Origin of the sequence: Mycobacterium sp. (assembly GCF_050701515.1) — a bacterium.
Lineage (GTDB): Bacteria > Actinomycetota > Actinomycetes > Mycobacteriales > Mycobacteriaceae > Mycobacterium.
Genome location: NZ_JBOGDB010000186.1, coordinates 1 through 21,241, shown reverse-complemented (window position 1 = coordinate 21,241; position 21,241 = coordinate 1). Strand labels below are relative to the sequence as shown.

The window sequence follows — 21,241 nt, the reverse complement described above, 5'->3', positions numbered from 1 at the left end:
CTCATTTCCGGTCAGCCTCCGGGTTTCTGCTGTCCCATCCTTCCCCTGATTTGAGTTTCTGGGCCGCCTGCTCGATACCGGCGTTCATCTCCTCCATCGCCAACGACACCTCATTGGCGGTGTAATTTTCGCGGCCCTTGGGCAGACCCCCGAACGCGTAGCTTTCGTCGAATCCGGGGGCCTTCGACTCCGGCCCGCGGGCCTCGGCCTTCTCGATGATCGGCGCCAGCCGCTTTGCCTTCTCGGTGACCGCCTTCTCGTCGCGTTCGATGAACTCGGGCAGAACCTCCTTGCCCATCAACTCGATGGATTCCATCGTCGCTTCGTGGCTGCGCGGGGTGAGCAGCAGGATCAGTTCGTCGACGCCGCTTTCCTCGTAGCCGCGCAAGAACTCACGCACCGTGGCCGGGCTGCCGATCGGCCCTCGCCCGGGGCCGTACACCACCGTCGGATCTTTCTCGATCTCTTCGAGATGCCGCTTCCAGACACCGGTCCGTCCCGGCGTGTGCATCCCGGTCATGTAGTAGTGCATAATGCCGAACGCGAAGAATCCACCGCCCATTCCGAGCCGTTCGACGGCCTGCTCGTCGGTGGGGGCCACCATCATCGAAAGGTCGCCGCCGATGGCGAGGATGTTGGGGTTCATCTGTGGTGTGACCGGTGCGCCGTTCTCCTCGAACTCCTTGTAATAGCCGTTGACTCGTTCCGTGAGCGGGCCGGGTCCGGTGTAGGCGAAACTCAAGGCGCCGAGGCCTCGTTGCGCGGCCATCTGCACCGATGCCGGCCGGGTACACGCGACCCACACCGGCGGGTGCGGCTTCTGCAGCGGCTTGGGAATCACGTTGCGCGGCGGCATTTCGATGTGCTGGCCCTTGAAGCCGGTGAACGGCTCCTCGATCATGCAGCGAATCGAGACTTCCAGCGCTTCTTCCCACATGGTGCGCTTGTCCGCGGGGTCGATGCCGAATCCACCGAGCTCACCCACCGATGACGACTCCCCGGTGCCGAACTCCACCCGGCCGTTGGAGATGAGATCCAGCGTCGAAATGCGTTCGGCAACACGGGCCGGATGGTTCACGGGTGGGGGAAGGTGCATGATCCCGAACCCGAGCCGAATGTTCTTGGTGCGCTGGCTCGCCGCGGCGAGGAAGATCTCCGGCGCCGTCGAGTGACAGTACTCCTCGAGGAAGTGGTGCTCGGTCAGCCAGACGGTGGAGAAGCCCGCCTTGTCAGCCGCCTCCACTTCGTCGAGGCCGTCTTGGAAAAGTATGTGCTCGTCGTCGTCACTCCACGGCCGCGGCAGCGGAAATTCGTAGAACAGCGAGATCTTCATTTCGTTACCTTTCGATGTGAATCGAGTGTCGAATCGGTCAGGATGCCGCCATTGGCCGGCAGCTGGTTTGCGATGTGCTTGGCGGCGACGTAGCCGAATGTCATGGCCGGCCCGATGGTGGCCCCCGCGCCGGCGTAGCTTCGGCCCATCACCGCGGCCGAGGTGTTTCCCACCGCGTACAGCCCTTTCACGACGCTGTCATCCGTGCGCAGCACACGGGCGTGCTCGTCGGTGCGCAGACCGCCCGACGTGCCGAGGTCGCCGAGGATGATCTGGAACGCGTAGTACGGCGGTTTGCCGAGCGGCGCCAGGTTCGGATTGGGCAGCGTGGGGTCGCCGTAGTAGTTGTCGTACGCACTGTGGCCGCGGTTGAAGTCGTCGTCGTGACCCTTGCGCGCCAGCTCGTTGAAGCGCGCAGCGGTCTCACGCAAGTTCTCTGCCGGCGCCTTGATGGCGCGGGCGAGTTCGTCCCAGCTGCCAGCCTCCTGCACGACACCCGACTCCAGCCAGGCCGCCGGCACCTTGCGCCCGGTGGGCACCGGCGCGAACGGCACCTTCGGTATCGGCAAGTGCCCGGCCACCACGTACCGGTGGAACGAGCGGATATCCGTGATAAGCCAGCACGGGATGTGGGTGACGCCAGACGTCTGTCCCGCGATCATCGCGTGCGCGAAGTCCATGTAGGGCGCCGCCTCGTTGATGAATCGCTTCCCCTCGCCGTTGACCACGAACTGTGACGGCATCATGCGTTCGTTGAGCATGAATTGCAGTCGGCCGTCCGGCCAACAGATGGCCGGGAACCACCAGGCCTCGTCGAGCAGATCGGTGGAACCACCGGCCTTTTCGCCCGCCCGGATTCCATCACCCATTGCGGCGGGATTGCCGAAGCTCCAGTCTTTCTCGAGCACCGGAAGATGCTGCCTGCGCCAAGCCGTGTCGTGGTCGAAGCCGCCGGCGGCCAGGATCACACCGCGGCGCGCGCCGATGCGCTGTGACCGCCCGTCCTTCTCGACCACCGCACCCGTCACCGTCCCGTCGACGTCGGTGATCAGGTCTGTCATCGGCGTGCTGAGCCACAGCGGAATGTTCTGCTGCTTCAAAGCCAGTCGTAGCCGGGCGGCGAGCGACTGACCGATCGCGGCCATTCGGTCGCCGAACACCCGCGCGCGAAACATCCGCCAGATCAGCTTGACCAGCACGGCCTTGCCGCGCCAGTTCTGACGGACCTGATAGAACAGCCGAAGATCCTTGGGGGCGAACCAGATTCCCTTCGGCACCAATGCCAGTGGCCGCAACAGGTTCTGTTCCTCGTCGCCAAGTTTGCGCAAGTCGATCGCGGGCACGTTGATCGTGCTGCCGAGCTTGGAACCGCCGGGCAGCTCCGGGTAGTAGTCGGCGTAGCCGGGCTTCCATACGAACTCGAACCACCGGCTGCGCTTCTCCAGGAACTCCATCATCTCCGGCGCGGTCTCAACGTACCGCCGCAGTCGCGCGTCGCTGACGAGTCCCCCGGTGATGTGCCGTAGGTATTCGAAAACACCATCGGGGTCGGGCAGGTACCCCTCCTTACGTTGCGACGGCGCACCCGGAACCCAGATGCCGCCGCCAGACAGCGCGGTCGAACCACCGAACTGAGCAGACTTTTCGACGACGAGGGTGTCGAGCCCGAAAGCATCCGCGGCAAGCGCCGCGGTCATGCCGCCGCCACCCGAACCGACGACCAGCACGTCCACCGTCTGTTCGAACGTGCCGGATGCACTGGAGGTCATGACGTCGGCACCGCCGTCCGCACGGCGAATCCTGCGATCAATTCGGGAGCCGACCGGTAGAAGCGGTGCTCGGTCCGGTACCGGCCCTGTGCTGCCAGCGCGGCGAAAGCCGCTACCCAGGTGCGGACTTCGTGCGCGGAGTTACCCGCCTCGTGCGCCATCCACGAGGTGGACCAGCCATCGACGTCGGAGAGATGGCCGCTGTCAACGACGTCCAGGAAGCGGCTATCCCATTCCGGGTTGAGCGGCCGCAGTTCGCTTTGTCCGTGCGCGAAGTTCTGCGCCGCCTCCATCACCGCCACCTGACGGGCTTGCCGCTGCTCGGGGGACATCGGTTCGCCGAGCACGATCCGGCCCAAGGCGGCCGGCGGCGCGGTCGCGAGTGTCGGAACCGGCGGATCATGAGAAAGACCGCCCGAACCAACAACAAGAACCCTCTTGTCCAGGGTGGACAGGTAGTTCCCGACCGCGGTGCCCAGCGCCCTCGAACGACGCAGCGGCCCAAGCGGTGTGGCAACCGAGTTGATGAAGATCGGAATCACGGGACGGGACGTGGCGTCGCCGAACAAGATTTGCAGCGGTTGCACCGTGCCGTGGTCCACGTCCATGCTCGCCGAGATCGCAACGTCGACGTCCGCAGCGAGCACCGCCTCCGCCAAGTCGTTGGCGATGTCTTCGGGAACGTTGAGCGGGCCTGCCTGGGTGCCGAAGTCACCGACTCCGATCGCCTTCGTGCTGATGCAGAATGGCGGCATCATCCGGTAGAAGACCCCGTTGTAGTGGTCCGGGGAGAAGATGACAACGAGCTCCGGGTCGTACGCGCGCACGAACTCCCGGGCGTCGGCCAGCGCCGAGTTGATCTCGTCAAGGAGACCCTGCGACGGTCCCGGAAGATTCAGTAGCGGGCTGTGGGACATACAGCACAGGGCTAGTGTCGCCATGAGAGCCGGAGCCTCCTCCCTGGGTCAGATAGAGAACCTTGAACAGCGATGCGCTCATTTCGGGCGCGCGCTGGGCGATGCAGGCGCCGGCAACACACCGATCGGGGCGCAGGAAGAGCACGGAGTCGGTGTGGGTGTCGAACCAGGCCTTGAGGGCACCGCTGCGATCACCGACGATGACGACGTCGGCGTCGTCGTGTTCAGGCCACTGCAGTTGCGTCATCGGCCGAGCAGTAACGAACTTGGTTCCCAACGCCTTCCATCGATCGAACGCTTCATCGCCGAGCACTGCGCGGAGATTATTGCTCCAGCAGAGTACGGCGAAGCCGGCTCCGAGGACGTCGTCGAGAAGCACGTTCTGCTGGTCCCGGGTGTCGACGCGGGGCTGGATGAACAATGTGCCCGTCGGCGAGGTTTGGGAGCGAGGCTCCGCGTGAAAGACCGCCCCGTGTTCATATCGAGGCATTGGTTTGAACCGCATCTCGAGCACGTACCGTTTGAGCGCGGGCACCACCGACGCGGCATGAATGACTTTGTCGCGCAGCGCCGCTACCCGCCGGTTCGTGGGCGAGATGACCCGCCCAACCATCGTGGACAGGTCGATCATCGCCCTGGCGTGTTTGCGTCGTTCCACGTCGTACGTGTCGAGCAGTGCATCGTCGGCATGGCCGTTCACCACCGCCGCCAGCTTCCAGCCGAGATTGGCGGCGTCCCGGATGCCGCTGTTGTAGCCCTGCCCCTGCCACACCGGCATCAGGTGGGCCGCGTCACCCGCGATCATCAGCCGTCCCTGCCGGAATGTGCCCGCGATGCGCGAGTGGTGGGTGTAGACCCGGTGTCGGATGATGTCCACACGCTCTGGAGCGGGAACCATTTTGGCGAGCATGCGTCTGACGAACGCCGGATCGTCCGCCTCTTCGTCGGACTCGTCGCCGTGAATCATGAACTCGAATCGCCGTATTCCGTGTGCAATCGAGATCGACACGTAGGGACGCACGGGATCCGCCCCGACTTCGCTGTTGGGATGGCCGAGGGGATCATTCGCGCAATCGACGACAAGCCAGCGGGTCGGGGATGTGGTTCCGTCGAACGACACTCCCATGAGTCGCCGCGTTGCGCTGCGCCCGCCGTCACAGCCGACCACATAGCGTGCACCGACAGCTTTTTGACCATCCGCGAACTCGACCGTGACACCGTCCACGGTTTCAGCGCAGGACTCCATGCGATGGCCCCAACGCACCTCGACGTGATCGAATCGCTCCACACCGACCAGCAATTCGGCGTCGACCATCGGTTGCACGAAACCGTTTCGCTTGGGCCAGCCGAACCGCGCGTCAGGCGGCGCCATTTCGGCGAGTAGCCGACGCTTGGCGTCGAAGAACCGCAAGATCTGGTTGGGCACCGTATGCGGCAGGATCTGGTCAACCAAACCGATGCTCTGGAACGTGCGCAGCGCCTCATCGTCCAGTCCGACCCCGCGAGGGTAGTCGATAAGGCTGTCTCTCTCGTCGACCACCAACGTGCGGACACCTTGCAGGCCAAGGATGTTGGCCAAGGTGAGCCCGACCGGGCCGGCCCCGACGATGACGACGTCCGCCTTCTTGGCCACGATCAGCGCCCCAGCAGGAAGTCAAGGTGCAGGCGGTTGAAGGTTTTCGGGTCCTCGTATTGCGGCCAGTGGCCACAGCCCGGGATCACCTCGAACCGCGCGCCGGGAATCATCGACGCGATGCGGCGGCCTTCGGTAACGTCGGCGGTGGGATCATCGCTGGTCCACACCACCAATGTCGGCGCGATGATAGCCCCGTACTCCGTCGGGCCGAGAAGATTGCGCGACCGGATCTCCGGATCCTGCAGCGCCATGATGTCTCGCATGGCGGCGACGAAGCCCGGCTGGCGGTAAATCCGCTGCCGGCTCGCCACGATGTCGTCGTAGTCCTTGGACTTGTCGGCCATCAACCACTTGATGCGGGCCTGAACGGTTTCCCACGTGGGGGCTTCGACCGCGGCCATCGACAACGTGATGATCCGCTTCATCACCTCTGGATCGGCTTGCGAGCCGCCCGCCGTGTTGAGCACCAGCCGGTCGATCCGGTCCGGGTGGTCGACGGCGGCGCGGGCGGCGACCCACCCCCCGAGCGATTCACCGGACAGGTGCGCCCGCTCGGCGCCAATGGCATCGAAGAACGCCATCAAATGCGCTACGTAGTGAGCGACCTCCAACGGATGGCCGGGTTTGTCGGTATAGCCGTGGCCGAGCATGTCGATGGCCCACGTGGAGAAGTGCTCGGCGTGTGCCTCCAGGTTGCGGACGTAGGCCTCGGCGTGCCCGCCCGACCCGTGCAGCAGCACCAGCGCCGGCTTGCCCGGATCGCCCGCATGCAAGTACCGGGTGCGCACCCCGCCGGCGTCGAGGTAGCCCTGCGAGAACGCGACGCCCTGGAGATCGCTCCAGACGCTTTCGTGCTCCGCCACCTCGTCACCTCTCTTGACGGCGAGAATTCAATTCTCGTAACTTGTAAGCACTCTGCTCATTTATCGCACAGTTACGTGCACTATAGTAAGAGCATCACGCTCGGGATTCCGTCTGTCAAGGAGGGGCGCCATGCCGAAGGCCAGCGCCGGCAAGGCGGCCAACGGCGCGCCTGGTTCGCAGACCCTGGCCAGGGGTCTTGCTGCGCTGCAACTGGTCGCCTCCTCGCCAAGCGGCCTGAGTGCGCAGCAGGTCGCAGACGACATCGGAGTACACCGCACCATCGCGTATCGCCTGCTCACCACGCTCGCGCAGTATCGGTTCGTCGCCAAAGGCGAGGACGGCCGTTACCGGTCGGCGGCAGCGCTCGCAGTCCTCGGCGCGTCGTTCGACAACAACGTTCGTGGGCTCAGTCTGCCCACCCTGCGCGCGCTGGCAGACGAACTCGGCACCACGGTGTCTTTGCTCATCGCCGAGGGCGACCAACAGGTCGCTATCGCGGTGATCGTGCCGACAAATGTCTTCTACCAACTGTCCTTCCACGAGGGGAGCCGTTACCCGCTGGACCGCGGGGCGGCCGGAATTGCGCTCCTGGCCAGCATGCCCCCGCGCCCCGGCGAGCGAGACCTCGTTCCTCAAACCCGCAAACAATGCTGGGTGATCACCCATGGCGAGGTCGAGCCGAACACCTATGGGCTCGCCGTGCCGGTGCGCAGGCGGCCGCCGTCGCCGCCGACGTGCATCAACCTGATCTCTCACCGCGAGGACGTCGTCATGGGCGGCAAGGACGCGGTCATCAAGGCGGCCAACGAATTGTCCGCGATCCTCAGCTGAGGACCCACGCCGAAAGGAGGACACGATGACCGGTTGGGACCACGAGTTCGACGTCGTCGTGCTGGGCAGCGGCGGCGCCGGGCTGACGGCCGCATTAGCCGCGGCGGCCAACGGCGCATCGGTGGCGGTTTACGAAAAGGCCTCCACGGTGGGCGGAACCACCGCGGTTTCCGGTGGCATCGTGTGGATCCCGGCACACCGGCGCTCGCCCGACGGTGAGCTGACGGAGGCCGATGCGCTGCGCTACCTCGAGGCACAGTCGTTGGGCGTGATGGACCGCGAACTGGTCGAGACGTTCGTCCGTACCGGTCCGAAGATGCTCGACTTCGTGGAGAAGCACAGCGACCTGCGGTTCGAAATCGCCGAGGGATTTCCGGACTACAAGCCGGAACTGCCCGGGGGACGGCCGACGGGCGGGCGGTCGCTCAACGCCAAACCGTTCGATCTGGCGCGGCTGGGCGAGTGGCGTGACCGGATCACGTCGTTTCCCGCCGACTTCAGCAATGTCGGCATCGACGCCGAGACCCGCGCCCGCATCCATGCGTCGGTCGATGACGAATCCGGTGACTACTGCGTGGCCGGCACGGCGTTGATCGCCGGGCTGTTGAAAGGACTGCTCGACGCCGGCGTGGCTCCGCGGACGGACGCGCGTGCGGTGGAGCTCATCGCGGATCCGTCCGGTATCACCGGGGTCCGGATCGCACACGAGGGCAAGGACTTACGTGTCCGGGCGCGCGGTGGCGTGGTGCTGGGCACGGGCGGGTTCGAGTGGGACGCGAAGCTGGTCGAGGCATACCTGCGCGGCCCGATGCGAGGCGCGGTGTCGCCTCCGAACAACACCGGCGACGGTCTGCGCATGGCCATGGCGCATGGCGCCGATCTGGCCAACATGGGTGAAGCGTGGTGGGTGCCGATCGTGCAGATTCCCGGAGACACCTTCGGCGGGCATCCGCGAAGCCGCAGCGTGCGACTCGAACGCACCCGGCCGAGAAGCATCATCGTCAACCGGGCCGGCAAGCGATTCCTGAACGAGGCCGGCGAGTACAACTCGATGGCGGGCCCTTTCCACTTCCTCGATCCGCGAGACGGGTACGCGAACGACCCGGCGTGGATCGTCTTCGACTCGATTCATCTCAAGCACTACGGTTTTCTCGGCGTGGAACCCGACGGCCCGGTCCCGCACTGGTTCTGTCAGTCGCGGGATCTCGCCGAGCTGGGCGAGAAGACCGGAATCGACGCGGCGGGTCTGGCCCGCACGCTGGCGGCGTGGAACGACCACGTCGCCGATGAGGACGATCCCGATTTCGGGCGCGGCTCGAGCGCTTATGACGGATATTGGGGCGATGACAAGGCGGCGACCACGGCGGGCAAGACACTCGGTCCCGTCGATACGGCGCCGTACTACGCAGTGCCGGTGTCAATCGGCGCGATGGGTACCAAGGGCGGACCGCGCACCGATCGCGACGGCCGCGTCCTGCACGTCAGCGGTCGTCCGATCCCGGGACTGTATGCCGCGGGTAACGCGATGGCGGGTGCGACCGGGAAGGCCTACGGCGGTGCCGGCGGAACGATCGGCCCCGCAATGGTTTTCGGGTTCCGCGCCGGACACGCCGCGGCGACAGAAAAGTCGGTCGAGTGAGCGAACGTCATACGCTGTCCGTTCCCAGCGACTGGGATGAACTCACCCCCGAATGGATGACGGCGGCAATCCGCCTGCACCATCCAGACGCTGTGGTCGGCGACGTCTCGGTCCGGTTGCGCGACGATGGGACCAACCGCCGTGCGCGGCTGGCGTTGAGATACACGGTGGGATCGGGCCCGGCCACCGTCTTCGTGAAGGCGGTGGATCCGGCTCATCGAGATCTGATTCGGCTGACCAGCGGGCTGTTCCACGAACCCCGGTTGTTCAACTCGGGAGTCGTTCTGCCGCTTGAGCATCCGAAGGTGTACGCAGCGGTGATCGATGAGCCGGCGGAAGACTTCATCCTGGTGATGGAGGATCTGACGGTGCGCGGAGCCGATCCGCGAGATGCCACCCGTCCAATGACGGTCGAGCAGGCCGCCAACGGAGTGCGGGGGCTGGCCCGTATGCACGGCGAGTTCTGGGGTCGCCGCAGCGCGGAGCACCCGGGGCTGGGCTGGTTGGAGGCGTTCCAGCCGTGGGCGGGCATGGAAGCTGCGCCGCTGCACATGGCCTACCAGGCGATCGGGGAGGCCGCCACTCCCGCGATCACCGCGCTGACCGGCGAAACGCTGTTCAACGGTCTGTGGGCGCGATACATCCGCACGCTGACGAAATCGCCGCAGACCTTGCTGCACGGCGATCCGCACATCGGCAACACCTACGTGCTACCGGACAACGAAGTCGGCTTCCTCGACTGGCAGGTCGCGCGCCGCGGCAACTGGTCGCTCGACCTCGGCTATTTCCTGCAGGGCGCCCTGACCACCGAAGACCGGCGCAGCCACGAGCGAGACCTGCTGGAGGAGTACCGCGGCGCGCTCGCCATGCCGGCTGCGGAAAGGCCTACGGCAGAAGAGGTTTGGTTACGCTACCGCGCCTCGGTCGCGCATGGCCTCGCACTCTGGTTGGCGACCGCCAGTGCGGGCGACGCTTGGCAGCGGCCCGATATCGCGGCCGCGCTCGCGAAACGTTACTCGATCGCCTTTGTCGACCTGGACACACCGGCCGCGCTGGATGCCATCGATCGGTGAGCGCCCTCAGTTGGCGGCGCGGACCGGAACATTGGCCCAACCGGCGACATTGGTCATGCGCACTCTCTGCAGGCCGGTACGGTCGATCTCGTAGCGCGGAATGAAGTCGAGCAATACCTCCAGTGCGATCCGGCCTTCCATCCGCGCCAGTGCGGCGCCCAGGCAGCTGTGGATGCCGTAGCCGAAATTCAGGTTGTAGCCGACCTTTCGCTCGCGATCGATGTCGAAGCGGTCGGGGTCCGGAAAGAACCTCTCGTCGCGGCTGGCCGCGCCGTTGATGAGCAGGACCGCGCTGTCCGCCGGGATCGTGGTGTCGTGCACCTTTACATCGCGGGTGGTGGTTCGGACTTGGTACTGCGAGGGGCCTTCATATCGCAGTAACTCCTCGAAGGCCGCGGGTATCTTGCCGCGATCGTCCTGCAGCTTCTGCCACTGGTCGGGGTTGTCCGCGAACACCACGACGGCGTTGCCGACGAGTTTGGTGACAGTCTCGGCGCCCGCACCGCCAAGCATGGTGCAGAACCCGGTGATCTCGATGTCGTCGAGCCGCCTGGCCTCGCCGTCCTCGACGACCTCCGTCTCGATGAGCCGGCTGATCATGTCGTCCTGCGGCTCGGCGCGACGTTGTTGGATCAGGTTGTAGTAGTACGCACCGGACCGCATGTTGGCGTCGAGGCCCTCGGCCGACGGACCCATTTTGCCCGGCTCGCGTTCGAGTCCCTTGTCGATCCAATGTCGCAATTGCTGCCTGTCCTCGGCGGGGACGCCGAGCATCGCGGTGATGATCTCGACCGGGAAGGGCGCTGAGAAGTCGGCCACCGCGTCGAACGAGGATGGATCCAGTTGGTTCACATAGCGATTGATGGCTTCTCGCACCATCGATTCCAGCGACACGATCGCGCGTGGGGTGAAGACGCGGTTCACCAGCTTGCGCATCCGCTCGTGCTCGGGCGGATCCATCGTGATGATGAGCTTCCCGAGGGTGGCGGCGTTGTCGGCCTTGACCATGTCGAGCGTGATGCCCTTGGCCGATGAGTAGCACTCGTAGTCCTTGATCGCCGCCGTGACATCGTCATAACGGGTCAGCGCCCAGAAGTCGTACTTTTCGCTGTAGTACACCGGCGCCTCGTTACGCATGCGGCGGTATGTCTCGTACGGCGAAGAGAAGAAATCATCTGAGTATGGATCGAATTCGACGGGCGCACCCGCAACGGTTGGACTCGGCACACTCACTTCATAGCTCCCGTTCCGTTGTAGCGACTTTGTATCAGCATCAGGGCTCGACCGGTACCGCGAACAGCCGCTCGGCGGCAGTGTACGGGTCGCTGCCACCGTCGGCGACCAGTTCCGCAAGCCGATCCAGGTCGGGATGGCTGCGAAGCCGCGTCTGGGCCAGCGACAGAATCTGTGCACGTGCGCGCGCCGTGCGCCGTTCACGAGTATCCGAACGATGGTGGGTGTCGATCGCGTCGACCAACTCGGCGATGCCATCGTCTTGGGCCGCAATCAGTTTGAGTATCGGCACCTTGACCTCGGCCCGAATGTCGCGCACCGTCTCGTCCGCACCCTCCCGGTCGGCCTTGTTGACCACCACGATGTCGGCAACCTCGAGAAGGCCTGCCTTGGCGGCCTGAACGGCGTCTCCCGCACCGGGATTGAGAATTACGACGGTGGGGTCGGCCAGCGCGGCAATCTCGATTTCGGACTGACCGACGCCGACCGTCTCCAGCACGATCGGGTCGTACGACAGCGCGGCGAGCAGCCGGATCGCCGCGGGTACCGCCGCGGCCAACCCCCCGACGTGACCGCGGGTGGCCACCGAGCGGATGAGTACATCGGGGTCGTTGATGTGCGCGGCCATCCGGATCCGGTCGCCGAGCAGCGCGCCGCCGCTGTAGGGCGACGATGGATCCACCGCGAGCACCGCAACCCGCATGCCTTGCCCGCGGTACGCGCCGACCAGTGCCGCGATCGTCGTTGACTTGCCGGCCCCCGGCGGACCGGTTATCCCGATCACCCGAGCCGTCGACGCGTCCAGGACAGCCAGCACTTCGTCCCGGCGCGCGCTTTCCACCAGGCTCAGCAACCGACCGGCCGCTCGGGTCGATCCGGTGCGGGCCGCGGTGATGAGCTCGTCGATGGTCATCCCAATCCCGAGCTTAGGGCGCTGGAACCTCGACGACGGTCGGGCATGAGATCTCTCCGTTTCGAGCGGCATGAGAATGCTATTCTCTCTGATCGAGAGTGTCAGTTGCAAGAAGGGGAATCATATGCAAATCGCCGGTAGCTCCGCGATCGTGGTCGGCGGCGCAGGCGGCCTGGGTGAGGCGACCGTCCGCAGGCTGCACGGCGCGGGAGCCAAGGTCGTCGTCGCCGACCTTGCCGACGACAAGGGCAAGGACCTGGAGAACGAGCTCGGCGTGCGCTATGTGCCGACCGACGCCACCTCGGAGGAGTCCGTCAACGCGGCGATCGCCGAGGCGCAGTCCCTGGCCCCGTTGCGGATCTCGGTGGACACCCACGGCGGTCCGGCCAGCGGCGGCCGGCTGGTCGGCAAGGACGGGTCTCCGCTGGACCTCGACGGCTTCAAGAAGACGATCGAGTTCTACCTGACGGCGGTGTTCAACGTGATGCGGCTGTCCGCCGCCGCGATCGCCGCGTCCGAACCCCTCGAGGAGGGCGGCCGCGGTGTCATCGTCAACACCGCGTCGATCGCCGGCTACGAGGGCCAGATCGGGCAGCTCCCCTACTCGGCGGCCAAGGGCGGCGTGCTGGGCATGACGCTGGTGGCCGCGCGCGACCTGTCGCCGCTGGGCATCCGCGTCAACACCATCGCCCCCGGCACCATCAATACCCCCGCCTACGGCAAGGCGGCCGACCAGCTCGAGCAGTACTGGGGTCCGCAGGTGCCGTTCCCGAAACGGATGGGCCGATCGACCGAGTACGCCCAACTCGCCCAGAGCGTCATCGAAAACGACTACCTCAACGGCGAGATCATTCGCCTCGACGGGGCGTTGCGCTTCCCGCCGAAGTGACCCTGGACGGGAAGGTGGCCTTCGTGGCCGGTGCCAGTCGGGGCATCGGCGCGACGGTCGCCACGGCCCTCGCCGGTGAGGGTGCGGCGGTCGCGGTCGCCGCTCGCTCCGAGCAGACGGGCAAGCTGCCCGGCACAATTCGTTCGGTCGCAGACGGGATTACGGCATCCGGCGGCCGCGCTTTGGCCGTGCCGTGCGACGTCACGAGTGAGGAGTCCGTGGAAGCGGCTGTGGCCGCGACGGTTTCGGAATTCGGCGGCATCGACATCCTGATCGCCAACGCGGGCGTGCTGTGGCTGGGCCCGATCGAATCCACTCCGCTCAAGCGCTGGCAATTGTCCTTGAACGTGAACCTGACCGGGGTCTTCCTGGTGACGAAGGCGGTGATTCCGCATGTGCGGGCCTCCGGCGGCGGCTCGCTGATCGCCGTCACCACCACCGGCGTCGGCATGATCGACAAGGGCGCCAACGCCTATTGGGTGTCGAAGGCCGCCGTCGAGCGCCTCTACCTCGGGCTGGCGGCCGACCTGAAGTCGGACAACGTCGCGGTCAACTGCCTCAGCCCGTCGCGGGTGGTGCTGACCCAGGGCTGGCAGGCCGGCGGGGCGGGTATGGAGATTCCGCCCGAGATGGTCGAGCCACCAGAGGCGATGGCCAACGCCGCCGTCCTTCTGGCACAACAGGATGCGAGCGGCATCACCGGAACCATCCAGCGCTCCGAAGAACTCACCCTCTAACCGCGAGCGTGCGTGTCTGCGGCGGACACGCCGCAAAATACGTACAGAAAGCGCACCGTCGCCGCACCGCGAGCGTGCGTGAAATGCTGCTTGGCGACGGCGTGTCGGCCTGCAGACACGCACGCTCGCGGGTACGGGTAACTACTTTTTGGCGTTGAGGCGGGTGACGATCTCGCGGAAGTCGTCGGTCTTGAACGACTGTTCCTCGGCGGTGTTGGCATAGTCGAGCACGGCCAGCACCGCGCGCTCGAGGTGGATGTTCAGCAGCCGCTTGGTGCTTTCGACGGCCTGCCGCGGCAGTTCCATGATCTTCTTCGCGCATGCGATCGCCTCCGTCAACGGGTCGTCGACGACGTGGTTGGCCAACCCGAGCTCCGCAGCACGCTGAGCGGAGATGCGTGTACCGGTGAGCGCGTACTCCTTGGCATGCAGCAGGCTCATCTGCAGCGGCCACACGAGCGGCCCGCCGTCGGCCGCGACCAAACCGACCTGCACATGCGGGTCGGCGAGGTAAGCGTCCTCTTTCATGTAGACGATGTCGGACAAAGCCACCAGACTGCAGCCCAATCCGACGGCGGGCCCATTCACGGCCGCCACCACGGGAATGCGGCAGCGGGCCATGCCCAGCACGATCTCACGGCCGTGCAGTATCGTCTTCGCGCGCAGATCCGCGTCCTGACGCAGCTCCTCCAGATACCCGAAGTCGCCGCCGGCGGAGAACGCGCGGCCGCGTCCGGTTATCACCGCTGCGCGTGCCTCCCGATCCTCGGCCAGATGGGCCCACACATGCGCCAGGCCGACGTGCAGGTCGTCGTTGACGGAGTTCAGCGAATCGGGCCGGTTCAAGGTGATAATCCGCAGCGCACCGTCCGCCTGTACGTCGATTTCCGGTGGCAGGTCGTACATTTCACACTCCTAAGCCTAGAATCCGCGAAGCGATGATGTTCTTCTGAATCTGCGAGGTGCCGCCCATCACGCTCTGCGCGCGGCTGTACATGTAGGCGCCGAACAATTCAGCGTCCCCGGTGCCGACGGTGGCCAGCGCGGCATGCCCGACCGACTGCTCGACCCACGTCATCAAGAGTTTGTCGAGCGATCCCTGCGGGCCGTGGGTGATTCCGTCGAGTTGCTCGGACAACCGCCTGCGGACGTGCAACCGCAGCATCTCGGTCTGCACCCACGCCCACGACAGTTCCTCAGGTACAGCTCCGTCTACCCGGGAGGCCAACTGGCGCACCAGCTTTCCGTAGCGCGCGGAGAACCCCAGCGTCGACGGTTCGCGCTCGTGGCTGACCACCGTCATCGCGAGTTTCCATCCCTCACCCGGTTCGCCCACCATCTGGTCGACCGGTACCCGGGCCCCGTCGAAGGCCACCTGGCCGAACTCCTTGGTGACGCCGCTGATCATCTTCAGCGGACGCTGCTCGATTCCGGCCTGGTGCATGGAGACGATGAACGCCGAGATGCCCTTGTGCTTGGGCACGTCCCTGTCGGTACGGGCCAGCAGCAGGCACCAGTCGGCGACGTCGGAGTAGCTCGTCCAGATCTTGTGGCCACCGATGACGTATTCGTCACCGTCGCGGGTCGCGGTCGTGGTCAGCGACGCAAGGTCGGACCCGGCGCCGGGTTCGGAGAACCCTTGGCACCACCGCTCGGTGCCGTTGATCATCCCCGGCAGAAACCGTTGCCGCAGTTGCTCGTTGCCGTGGTGTGACAGTCCGACCACCAGGTAGCCCAGGCTGGGTCGGGCCGGGGCACCGGCCTTGGCGATCTCCTCGTCGACGATGACGTCGTACACCGGGGGCAGATCCTGACCGCCGTACTCCTCGGGCCACGACGTGCCAAAAAAGCCCGCCGCATAAAGCGCCTGATGCCAGTCACCTTGGGAGGCCCAGTATTCGTCACCCGAGGTGGGGAACTTCCCCTTCTGTTCGGTCAGCCAGCCGCGCAACCGCTCCCGAAAGGCGGCTTCCTCCGGCGAATCACGAAAATCCAATGGACACCTCCCCCAGCTTCACGGGCCACGTCTCGGCGGCGGCCAGCACCCTGCGCAGGTACACGTGCGCGAGGCACTCCCAGGTATTGCCGATGCCGCCATGCACCTGGATCGACGTCTCACAGACCGTCATGGCCGCACGCGCGCCGTAGATCTTGGCCACCCGCCCGGCCTCGATGGCCTCGGCCGCGGGTAGCTCATCGACGGCCCACGCGGCATGCCGCAGCACGCTGATCGAGCCCTCGATCAGGGCCAGGCTCTCGGCCAACAGGTGAGCGATCGCTTGGTACGAGCCAATCGTGGCGCCGTACTGTTCGCGGACCTTGGCGTACTCGCAGGCGAGCGCGTGCGCACCGCGGGCCGCACCGACGAGGTCGGCGCAGGTCACCGTCAACGCAAGCGCCCGCCACCGGCCGGCGTCCTCCTCGCTGAGGTCATCGAGCTCGGGTGGCGACTCGACCACTCCGGCAACGCTTCTCGTGAGATCGACCGACTCGGGCTCGGCGGTACCGACCGACGGCGTACGACCGAGACGGCACCCGAGGTCGTCGTAGAGCACCGGCCCGAGGAATGGGACGTCGACCAGGCCCCTGGCGAACTCCTCGGCGACGATCGCCACCTCCACGCCGGAGGCTCCGTCGCTGCGCAGGGTCCGAAACCCGGTGCCGTCGATGGCCTTCTCCAGTCGTGCGACGCGGTTGTCGTCGTCCAGGTCGGCCACCGACCCCGGCCCGAGGTCGTCGGCGAGCTCGGCCGCGGCATCCCGCAGCTGCCGCTGTTCAGTCGTCAGACGGACGTCCAAGCTGCTCCTTCAGCACTCGGCGCAATACCTTTCCAGAAGGCAACCGGGGAATCTCGGGAACGACCACCACTCGGCTCGGTCGTTTGTACGACGCCAGCCGGTCTCCGACCAGGGCGATGAGCTCGTCGGGCTGCACCGCGCCCCGGGTTGCGACCGCGGCGACGATGCCTTCGCCGTCGGCTCGATCCGGCACCCCGAAAACCGCGCAGTCCTCGACCCGCGGATGCCCATGCAGGATTGCCTCGATCTCGGCCGGCGCGACCTGAAACCCGCGCACCTTGATCATCTCCTTCGCCCGGTCGGTGATGCGCAGGCAGCCGTCGGCATCGAGGTGGCCGACGTCTCCGGTCCGATACCAACCGTCCGAGAACGCCTGTGCCGTCGCCTCATCGGGCAGGTACCCGGCCATCACCGAATCCGACCGTGCCTGGATCTCACCGACTCCACCCGGCCCCAGCGACGTGCCGTCCTCCAGCGAAACCACCCGCACGGTCACGCCGGGCACCGGGCGTCCGACGGTGTCCAGCCGCGCCCCTTCGATCGAATTGCAGGCGATCACCGGCAATTCACTGGTGCCGTATGCGGTCACCCAGTCCACATCCACCCTGCGGGTGACGGCCTCGGCGACGCTCTGTGTCACTGGCGTCGCGCACCACATGATGTACCGCAGCGACGACAGGTCGTACGAGTCGAGCTTGGGGTGGGCGGCCAGCGCCAGAGCGATCGGCGCGACGGCCATTTCGATGGTGATCCGGTCGGCTTCGATGTGGTGCAGCATCTGGTCGATGTCGAAGCGGCGGTGCAACCGGATCCATGCTCCCGTCTCGAGCGCCATCACGATGTTGAGCAGGCCGAGGATATGCGACGGCGGCGTAACGATCTGCATGCGATCGGCCGACGACAATCCCAAGGCATCACGCCAATGCCGCACGGCCACCGCGAACGAGCCGTGGGTGTGCCGGACCGCCTTGGGCATGCCGGTGGTGCCGGAACTGAACACGAACAGCGCGTCCGATTCCGGATCGGGCTCGTCGAACTCGCCCCGGCCCGGGTTGATGGGCGCGTCCAGGTGCAGCATCGGCATCGATTCGGCGAGCAGCGGATGGTCTCCGACGGCGTGCGCCGGGTTTGTCAGCGCAAGGGCGTGCTCGACCTCGGTTTGCCGCCAGGCCGGGCTGATCAGTACCGCCGCGGCACCCAGCCGCCAGATGGCTCGCAGCGCGACGACGAACTCCGGGCGGTTCGACGACATCAGTGCGACCCGGTCCCCGGCCCGCACCCCGCGATGCTCGAGCGTTGTCGCCATGCCGTTGGCCAGGGCGTCCAGCTCCGCAAGGCTGTACTGGCGCTCGTCGAAGGCAAGGGCGGTCGGCTCGCTCATGTCAGCTCACCGCCCCCTTCCATGGCGTTGCGACCCTACCGAGAACACACTATCCTATAGTGAGAATACTATTCTCCGAGAAGTAGAATCTCAATGGCACAAGGAGACGTCAGATGACCGTCGAGGGGACCGTGACGATCCTGCTCGACCGCAAGAAGGCCTCGGTTCCCCGCGCCGAGAATGAGACCCTGCTGGACAGCGCCCGGCGCGCGGGCCTGTCTCCGCCGTTCAGTTGCGAGGCCGGCAACTGCGGCACCTGCATGGCCCGGCTAACCGAGGGCAAGGCAACCATGCGGGTCAACGACGCTCTGGACGACGACGAGGTGGCCGAGGGATACATCCTCACCTGTCAGGGTGTGCCGGACACGCCGTCGGTGACGGTCGAGTACGAGTGACCGCGGTGTGTTCGTCGAGCCTCGGCGGCGGCCGGTAGTCGGGCGCATACCCGGAGACCCGGATCGGGCTGCCCACCAACCGGAAGTCCCCGGCCGTCACGATGACCTCCGGCGTGGCCTCCAGCGCCTCGGGCAGCGTCCGGACCGCGGCCGCCGGTATCCCGAGCGGACGCAGCCGGTCCTCCCAACCCTTGGCGCTGTCGGTGGCCAGCGCCGCCGCGACAACGGCGAGCACCTCCTCGCGCCGGGCCGCACGCTCGGCCATGGTCGGAAAGCCATCGATGCCGGCTTCGGTGGCGAAGGCACTCCAGAACGCGTCATGGGTGATGAACAGGGCCAGATACCCGTCGGCCGTCGAAAAAAGCTGCGCCGGAACGTAGTACGAGTGTGCACCGAACGGATGCCGGCGCGGCTCGGTTCCGTCGTTGAGGTAGGCCGATGCTCGGTAGTTCAATTGCGATAACACCACGTCGCGGAGTGAAACATCGATCTGCCCACCGCGACCGGACACGATCTGGGCCAGCAGCCCCAGCGCCGCGGCCAGCCCGGTGGAGTTGTCGGCCGCCGAATATCCGGGCAGCGTGGGCGGGTTGTCCGGATCACCGGTCATCGCCGCCACGCCGGTCGCCGCCTGGATGACATAGTCGAAGGCCGGGTCGTCGCCGCCGTCCAGCCCCCAACCCGTCATGGCCACACAGACGATCCGCTCGTTGAACCGCCGTAGCGCCTCATAGGTGAGTCCGAGCCGGCGAATCGCCGATGGCTTCATATTGACCAGCAGCGCATGGGATTCCGAGACCAGCTCGCCGAGCTCGGTTCGCCCGGCGTCCGACCTCAGGTCCAGGCAGATGCTCTGCTTGTTGCGGTTCAGGCTCGCGAAGTAGCTGTCGCTGACCTGCCGAGAGATCTCGCCGTCCGGCGGCTCGATCTTGATGACTTCGGCACCGAGGTCGGCCAGCAGCATCGTGGCGTACGGGCCGGCGAGCATGACGCCAACCTCGAGAATGCGGATGCCCGCGAGCGGTGCCGCGCTCATCGCACCTCGACAGCGAGCTGCGAAATCACCTCGCGGGTGCGGTATTTGGATGCGACCAACTCGTCTCGGTTCTCTCCGATCGGCAACAGCCGCACCGATAGGTCGGTGACGCCGGCATCGGCGAACCGGCGGAACCGCGCCAGGATGGCCTCTTCGTCACCGGCCGCGCAGAGGTCGCCGACGTCACGGGCGTCGCCGCGATCCAGCAGCTTCTGATAATTCGGCGACGTCTCGGCCTCGGCCAGGATGCGGTTGGCCCGCTCCTTGGCGGCATCGATCTCCGAGTTGGCGCACAGGCAGACCGGAATGCCCGCGATGATGCGGGGCGACGGCCGGCCTGCGTTGTCGGCGGCCTTGGTGATCCGCGGCGCGATGTGATCGCCGATCGCCCGCTCGTCGGCCATCCACAGCACGGTGCCGTCGGCGAGCTCACCGGCGATCTGCAACATCACCGGGCCCAGCGCGGCGACCAGCACCGGCAGCGGCGACTCGGCGGCGAGCACGGTCGGGTTGTGCACGGTGAACGTGTCGTTCTCCACGTCGACCGGGCCCGGGCCGCGCAGTGCCGCGTTGAGCACCTGGAGGTAGTCGCGGGTGTACGCAGCGGGCTTGTGGTACGGGATGCCGAGCATGTCGCGCACGATCCAGTGATGCGATGGCCCGACGCCGAGCGCCAGCCGTCCTCCCGCGCCGGCGTGCACCGAAAGCGCCTGGCGTGCCAGTGCGATCGGATGCTGGGCCTGCAGCGGCACCACGGCCGTGCCGAGTTCGATCTTGGAGGTGCGGCTCGCCATCAGCGCCACCATGGTGAGCGCGTCGAAGTCGTTGGGCACCTGGGGCATCCAGGCGGTGTCCATGCCGGCCGACTCCGCCCACTCGATGTCGGACACCAGCTTGGTGACCTTGCGCGCCATATCGCCGCGCTCCGCCCCGATCATCACGCCAAGGCGCATATCAGTCGCCCACCTTCTCTGAAGTCAATGCGCGCACCTCGCGGACCAGGACGTCCAGCGGTGTGCCGGTCGGAAACACCGCCGCAGCACCGGCGGACAACAACTTCGGCACGTCGGCCTCGGGGATGGTGCCACCGACCACGACGGCGATGTCGCCGGCCTCGGCGGCGCGCAGCGCCTCCACGGTACGGGTGGTCAGCGCGACGTGCGCACCCGACAGGATGGAGAGGCCGACCAGCGCGACATCCTCCTGCAGGGCGATCGACACGATGTCCTCGATGCGCTGCCGGATGCCGGTGTAGATGACCTCGAAGCCGGCGTCGCGAAGGGTGCGGGCGACGATCTTGGCGCCGCGGTCGTGGCCGTCCAGGCCCGGTTTGGTGACGAGTACCCGAGTAGCCATCAGAACACCACCGGCTGCTGGAACTCGCCCCAAACCGCTTTCAGGGCACTGACCATCTCCCCGACCGTGCAGTAGGCGTTGGCGCAATCGATCAGGAACCCCATCAGGTTGTCGGTGCCCTCCGCGGCCTGCGACAGCGCGGCCAGGCTGGCCGCCACGGCGGCCGAATCCCGGTCGGCCTTCACCTTCGAGAGCCGCTTCAGCTGAACGTCGCGGCCCTCGGCGTCGAGCTCGTACATCGCGACGTCCGGTGCGGGTTCGTCGGAGACGAATTTGTTCACGCCGACGACGGGGCGCGCCCCGGACTCGATGTCCTGGTGAACCTTGAACGCCTCGTCGGCGATCAGACCCTGCAGGTAGCCGTCCTCGATCGCACGCACCATGCCGCCGTGGGATTCGAGATCGTGCATGATCTCGATGATCTTCTCCTCGGTCGCATCG

21 protein-coding genes are annotated in these 21,241 nt (G+C 66.3%); 6 read left to right on the top strand and 15 right to left on the bottom strand.

Annotation, left to right across the window (positions count from 1 at the left end; all coding sequences use genetic code 11):
* Window position 1: 1 nt before the first annotated feature.
* Genes ACRDU5_RS15565 through ACRDU5_RS15545 form a run of 5 tightly spaced genes read right to left on the bottom strand, consistent with a single transcriptional unit; the run spans window position 2 to window position 6,518 of the window.
* On the bottom strand, window positions 2–1,333 hold the full coding sequence (locus ACRDU5_RS15565; protein ID WP_526615514.1) for an LLM class flavin-dependent oxidoreductase: 1,332 nt from the start codon (window positions 1,331–1,333) through the stop codon (window positions 2–4).
* Complete coding sequence (locus ACRDU5_RS15560; RefSeq protein WP_526615513.1) at window positions 1,330–3,102, bottom strand: FAD-dependent oxidoreductase; 1,773 nt, start codon at window positions 3,100–3,102, stop codon at window positions 1,330–1,332. Before ACRDU5_RS15560 ends, ACRDU5_RS15565 begins: the two co-directional genes overlap by 4 nt.
* Window positions 3,099–4,019, bottom strand: a complete 921-nt coding sequence (locus ACRDU5_RS15555; protein WP_526615512.1) for a 3-carboxyethylcatechol 2,3-dioxygenase — start codon at window positions 4,017–4,019, stop codon at window positions 3,099–3,101. Before ACRDU5_RS15555 ends, ACRDU5_RS15560 begins: the two co-directional genes overlap by 4 nt.
* Window positions 3,967–5,652, bottom strand: a complete 1,686-nt coding sequence (locus ACRDU5_RS15550) for a bifunctional 3-(3-hydroxy-phenyl)propionate/3-hydroxycinnamic acid hydroxylase (RefSeq protein WP_526615511.1) — start codon at window positions 5,650–5,652, stop codon at window positions 3,967–3,969. Before ACRDU5_RS15550 ends, ACRDU5_RS15555 begins: the two co-directional genes overlap by 53 nt.
* 2 nt (window positions 5,653–5,654) lie before the next feature.
* The gene (locus tag ACRDU5_RS15545) at window positions 5,655–6,518 is read right to left on the bottom strand and encodes an alpha/beta fold hydrolase (protein ID WP_526615510.1); all 864 of its coding nucleotides are present in this window, start codon (window positions 6,516–6,518) and stop codon (window positions 5,655–5,657) included.
* A 130-nt stretch (window positions 6,519–6,648) separates the two neighbouring features.
* Between ACRDU5_RS15545 and ACRDU5_RS15540 the strand changes: the two genes are divergently transcribed.
* Genes ACRDU5_RS15540 through ACRDU5_RS15530 form a run of 3 tightly spaced genes read left to right on the top strand, consistent with a single transcriptional unit; the run spans window position 6,649 to window position 10,062 of the window.
* Entirely contained in the window at window positions 6,649–7,350 is a 702-nt protein-coding gene (locus ACRDU5_RS15540) for an IclR family transcriptional regulator (RefSeq protein WP_526615509.1), read from the top strand.
* 25 nt (window positions 7,351–7,375) lie between these two features.
* Window positions 7,376–8,989 (top strand): FAD-dependent oxidoreductase, encoded by a 1,614-nt coding sequence (locus ACRDU5_RS15535; RefSeq protein ID WP_526615508.1) that lies wholly within the window; start codon window positions 7,376–7,378, stop codon window positions 8,987–8,989.
* 56 nt (window positions 8,990–9,045) lie between these two features.
* Window positions 9,046–10,062 (top strand): phosphotransferase, encoded by a 1,017-nt coding sequence (locus ACRDU5_RS15530; RefSeq protein ID WP_526615515.1) that lies wholly within the window; start codon window positions 9,046–9,048, stop codon window positions 10,060–10,062.
* A gap of 6 nt (window positions 10,063–10,068) precedes the next feature.
* Here the strand turns inward: ACRDU5_RS15530 and ACRDU5_RS15525 are convergent, their stop codons facing one another.
* Window positions 10,069–11,295, bottom strand: a complete 1,227-nt coding sequence (locus tag ACRDU5_RS15525) for a cytochrome P450 (protein ID WP_526615507.1) — start codon at window positions 11,293–11,295, stop codon at window positions 10,069–10,071.
* A 40-nt stretch (window positions 11,296–11,335) separates the two neighbouring features.
* Window positions 11,336–12,208 carry a methylmalonyl Co-A mutase-associated GTPase MeaB gene (gene meaB, locus ACRDU5_RS15520; protein ID WP_526615505.1) on the bottom strand — a complete coding sequence of 291 codons (873 nt, stop codon included), beginning with the start codon at window positions 12,206–12,208 and terminating at the stop codon, window positions 11,336–11,338.
* A gap of 124 nt (window positions 12,209–12,332) precedes the next feature.
* Here meaB and ACRDU5_RS15515 point away from each other — a divergent pair, with 124 nt between their 5' ends.
* Together ACRDU5_RS15515 and ACRDU5_RS15510 are read left to right on the top strand one after the other, a co-directional pair.
* Complete coding sequence (locus tag ACRDU5_RS15515) at window positions 12,333–13,097, top strand: SDR family NAD(P)-dependent oxidoreductase (protein WP_526615504.1); 765 nt, start codon at window positions 12,333–12,335, stop codon at window positions 13,095–13,097.
* Window positions 13,094–13,834: an SDR family NAD(P)-dependent oxidoreductase gene (locus ACRDU5_RS15510; protein WP_526615503.1), complete on the top strand. Its 741-nt coding sequence runs from the start codon at window positions 13,094–13,096 to the stop codon at window positions 13,832–13,834. The genes ACRDU5_RS15515 and ACRDU5_RS15510 overlap by 4 nt, the downstream gene beginning before the upstream one ends.
* Before the next feature lie 141 nt (window positions 13,835–13,975).
* On the opposite strand, the gene ACRDU5_RS15505 is transcribed toward ACRDU5_RS15510, so the two are convergent.
* The 4 genes from ACRDU5_RS15505 to ACRDU5_RS15490 are packed head-to-tail and all read right to left on the bottom strand — an operon-like array spanning window position 13,976 to window position 18,013.
* Window positions 13,976–14,740: an enoyl-CoA hydratase/isomerase family protein gene (locus ACRDU5_RS15505; protein WP_526615502.1), complete on the bottom strand. Its 765-nt coding sequence runs from the start codon at window positions 14,738–14,740 to the stop codon at window positions 13,976–13,978.
* Window position 14,741: 1 nt separating this feature from the next.
* Entirely contained in the window at window positions 14,742–15,830 is a 1,089-nt protein-coding gene (locus ACRDU5_RS15500; RefSeq protein WP_526615500.1) for an acyl-CoA dehydrogenase family protein, read from the bottom strand.
* Window positions 15,817–16,632, bottom strand: coding sequence for an acyl-CoA dehydrogenase family protein (locus ACRDU5_RS15495; protein ID WP_526615499.1), 816 nt, complete (start codon window positions 16,630–16,632; stop codon window positions 15,817–15,819). The genes ACRDU5_RS15500 and ACRDU5_RS15495 overlap by 14 nt, the downstream gene beginning before the upstream one ends.
* Window positions 16,610–18,013, bottom strand: coding sequence for a class I adenylate-forming enzyme family protein (locus tag ACRDU5_RS15490; protein WP_526615497.1), 1,404 nt, complete (start codon window positions 18,011–18,013; stop codon window positions 16,610–16,612). The genes ACRDU5_RS15495 and ACRDU5_RS15490 overlap by 23 nt, the downstream gene beginning before the upstream one ends.
* 113 nt (window positions 18,014–18,126) lie before the next feature.
* On the opposite strand from ACRDU5_RS15490, the gene ACRDU5_RS15485 reads away from it, so the two are divergent.
* On the top strand, window positions 18,127–18,408 hold the full coding sequence (locus ACRDU5_RS15485) for a 2Fe-2S iron-sulfur cluster-binding protein (protein WP_526615496.1): 282 nt from the start codon (window positions 18,127–18,129) through the stop codon (window positions 18,406–18,408).
* Here ACRDU5_RS15485 and ACRDU5_RS15480 read toward each other — a convergent pair.
* The 4 genes from ACRDU5_RS15480 to ACRDU5_RS15465 form a co-directional block, all read right to left on the bottom strand.
* Window positions 18,356–19,444 (bottom strand): CaiB/BaiF CoA transferase family protein, encoded by a 1,089-nt coding sequence (locus tag ACRDU5_RS15480; protein WP_526615494.1) that lies wholly within the window; start codon window positions 19,442–19,444, stop codon window positions 18,356–18,358. The genes ACRDU5_RS15485 and ACRDU5_RS15480 overlap by 53 nt on opposite strands.
* Window positions 19,441–20,397 (bottom strand): LLM class F420-dependent oxidoreductase, encoded by a 957-nt coding sequence (locus tag ACRDU5_RS15475; RefSeq protein ID WP_526615492.1) that lies wholly within the window; start codon window positions 20,395–20,397, stop codon window positions 19,441–19,443. The genes ACRDU5_RS15480 and ACRDU5_RS15475 overlap by 4 nt, the downstream gene beginning before the upstream one ends.
* A gap of 1 nt (window position 20,398) precedes the next feature.
* The gene (locus ACRDU5_RS15470; protein WP_526615491.1) at window positions 20,399–20,800 is read right to left on the bottom strand and encodes a cobalamin B12-binding domain-containing protein; all 402 of its coding nucleotides are present in this window, start codon (window positions 20,798–20,800) and stop codon (window positions 20,399–20,401) included.
* On the bottom strand, window positions 20,800–21,241 hold a 442-nt coding region (locus ACRDU5_RS15465; RefSeq protein ID WP_526615490.1), incomplete at its 5' end, for a methylmalonyl-CoA mutase family protein. The genes ACRDU5_RS15465 and ACRDU5_RS15470, both read right to left, overlap by 1 nt.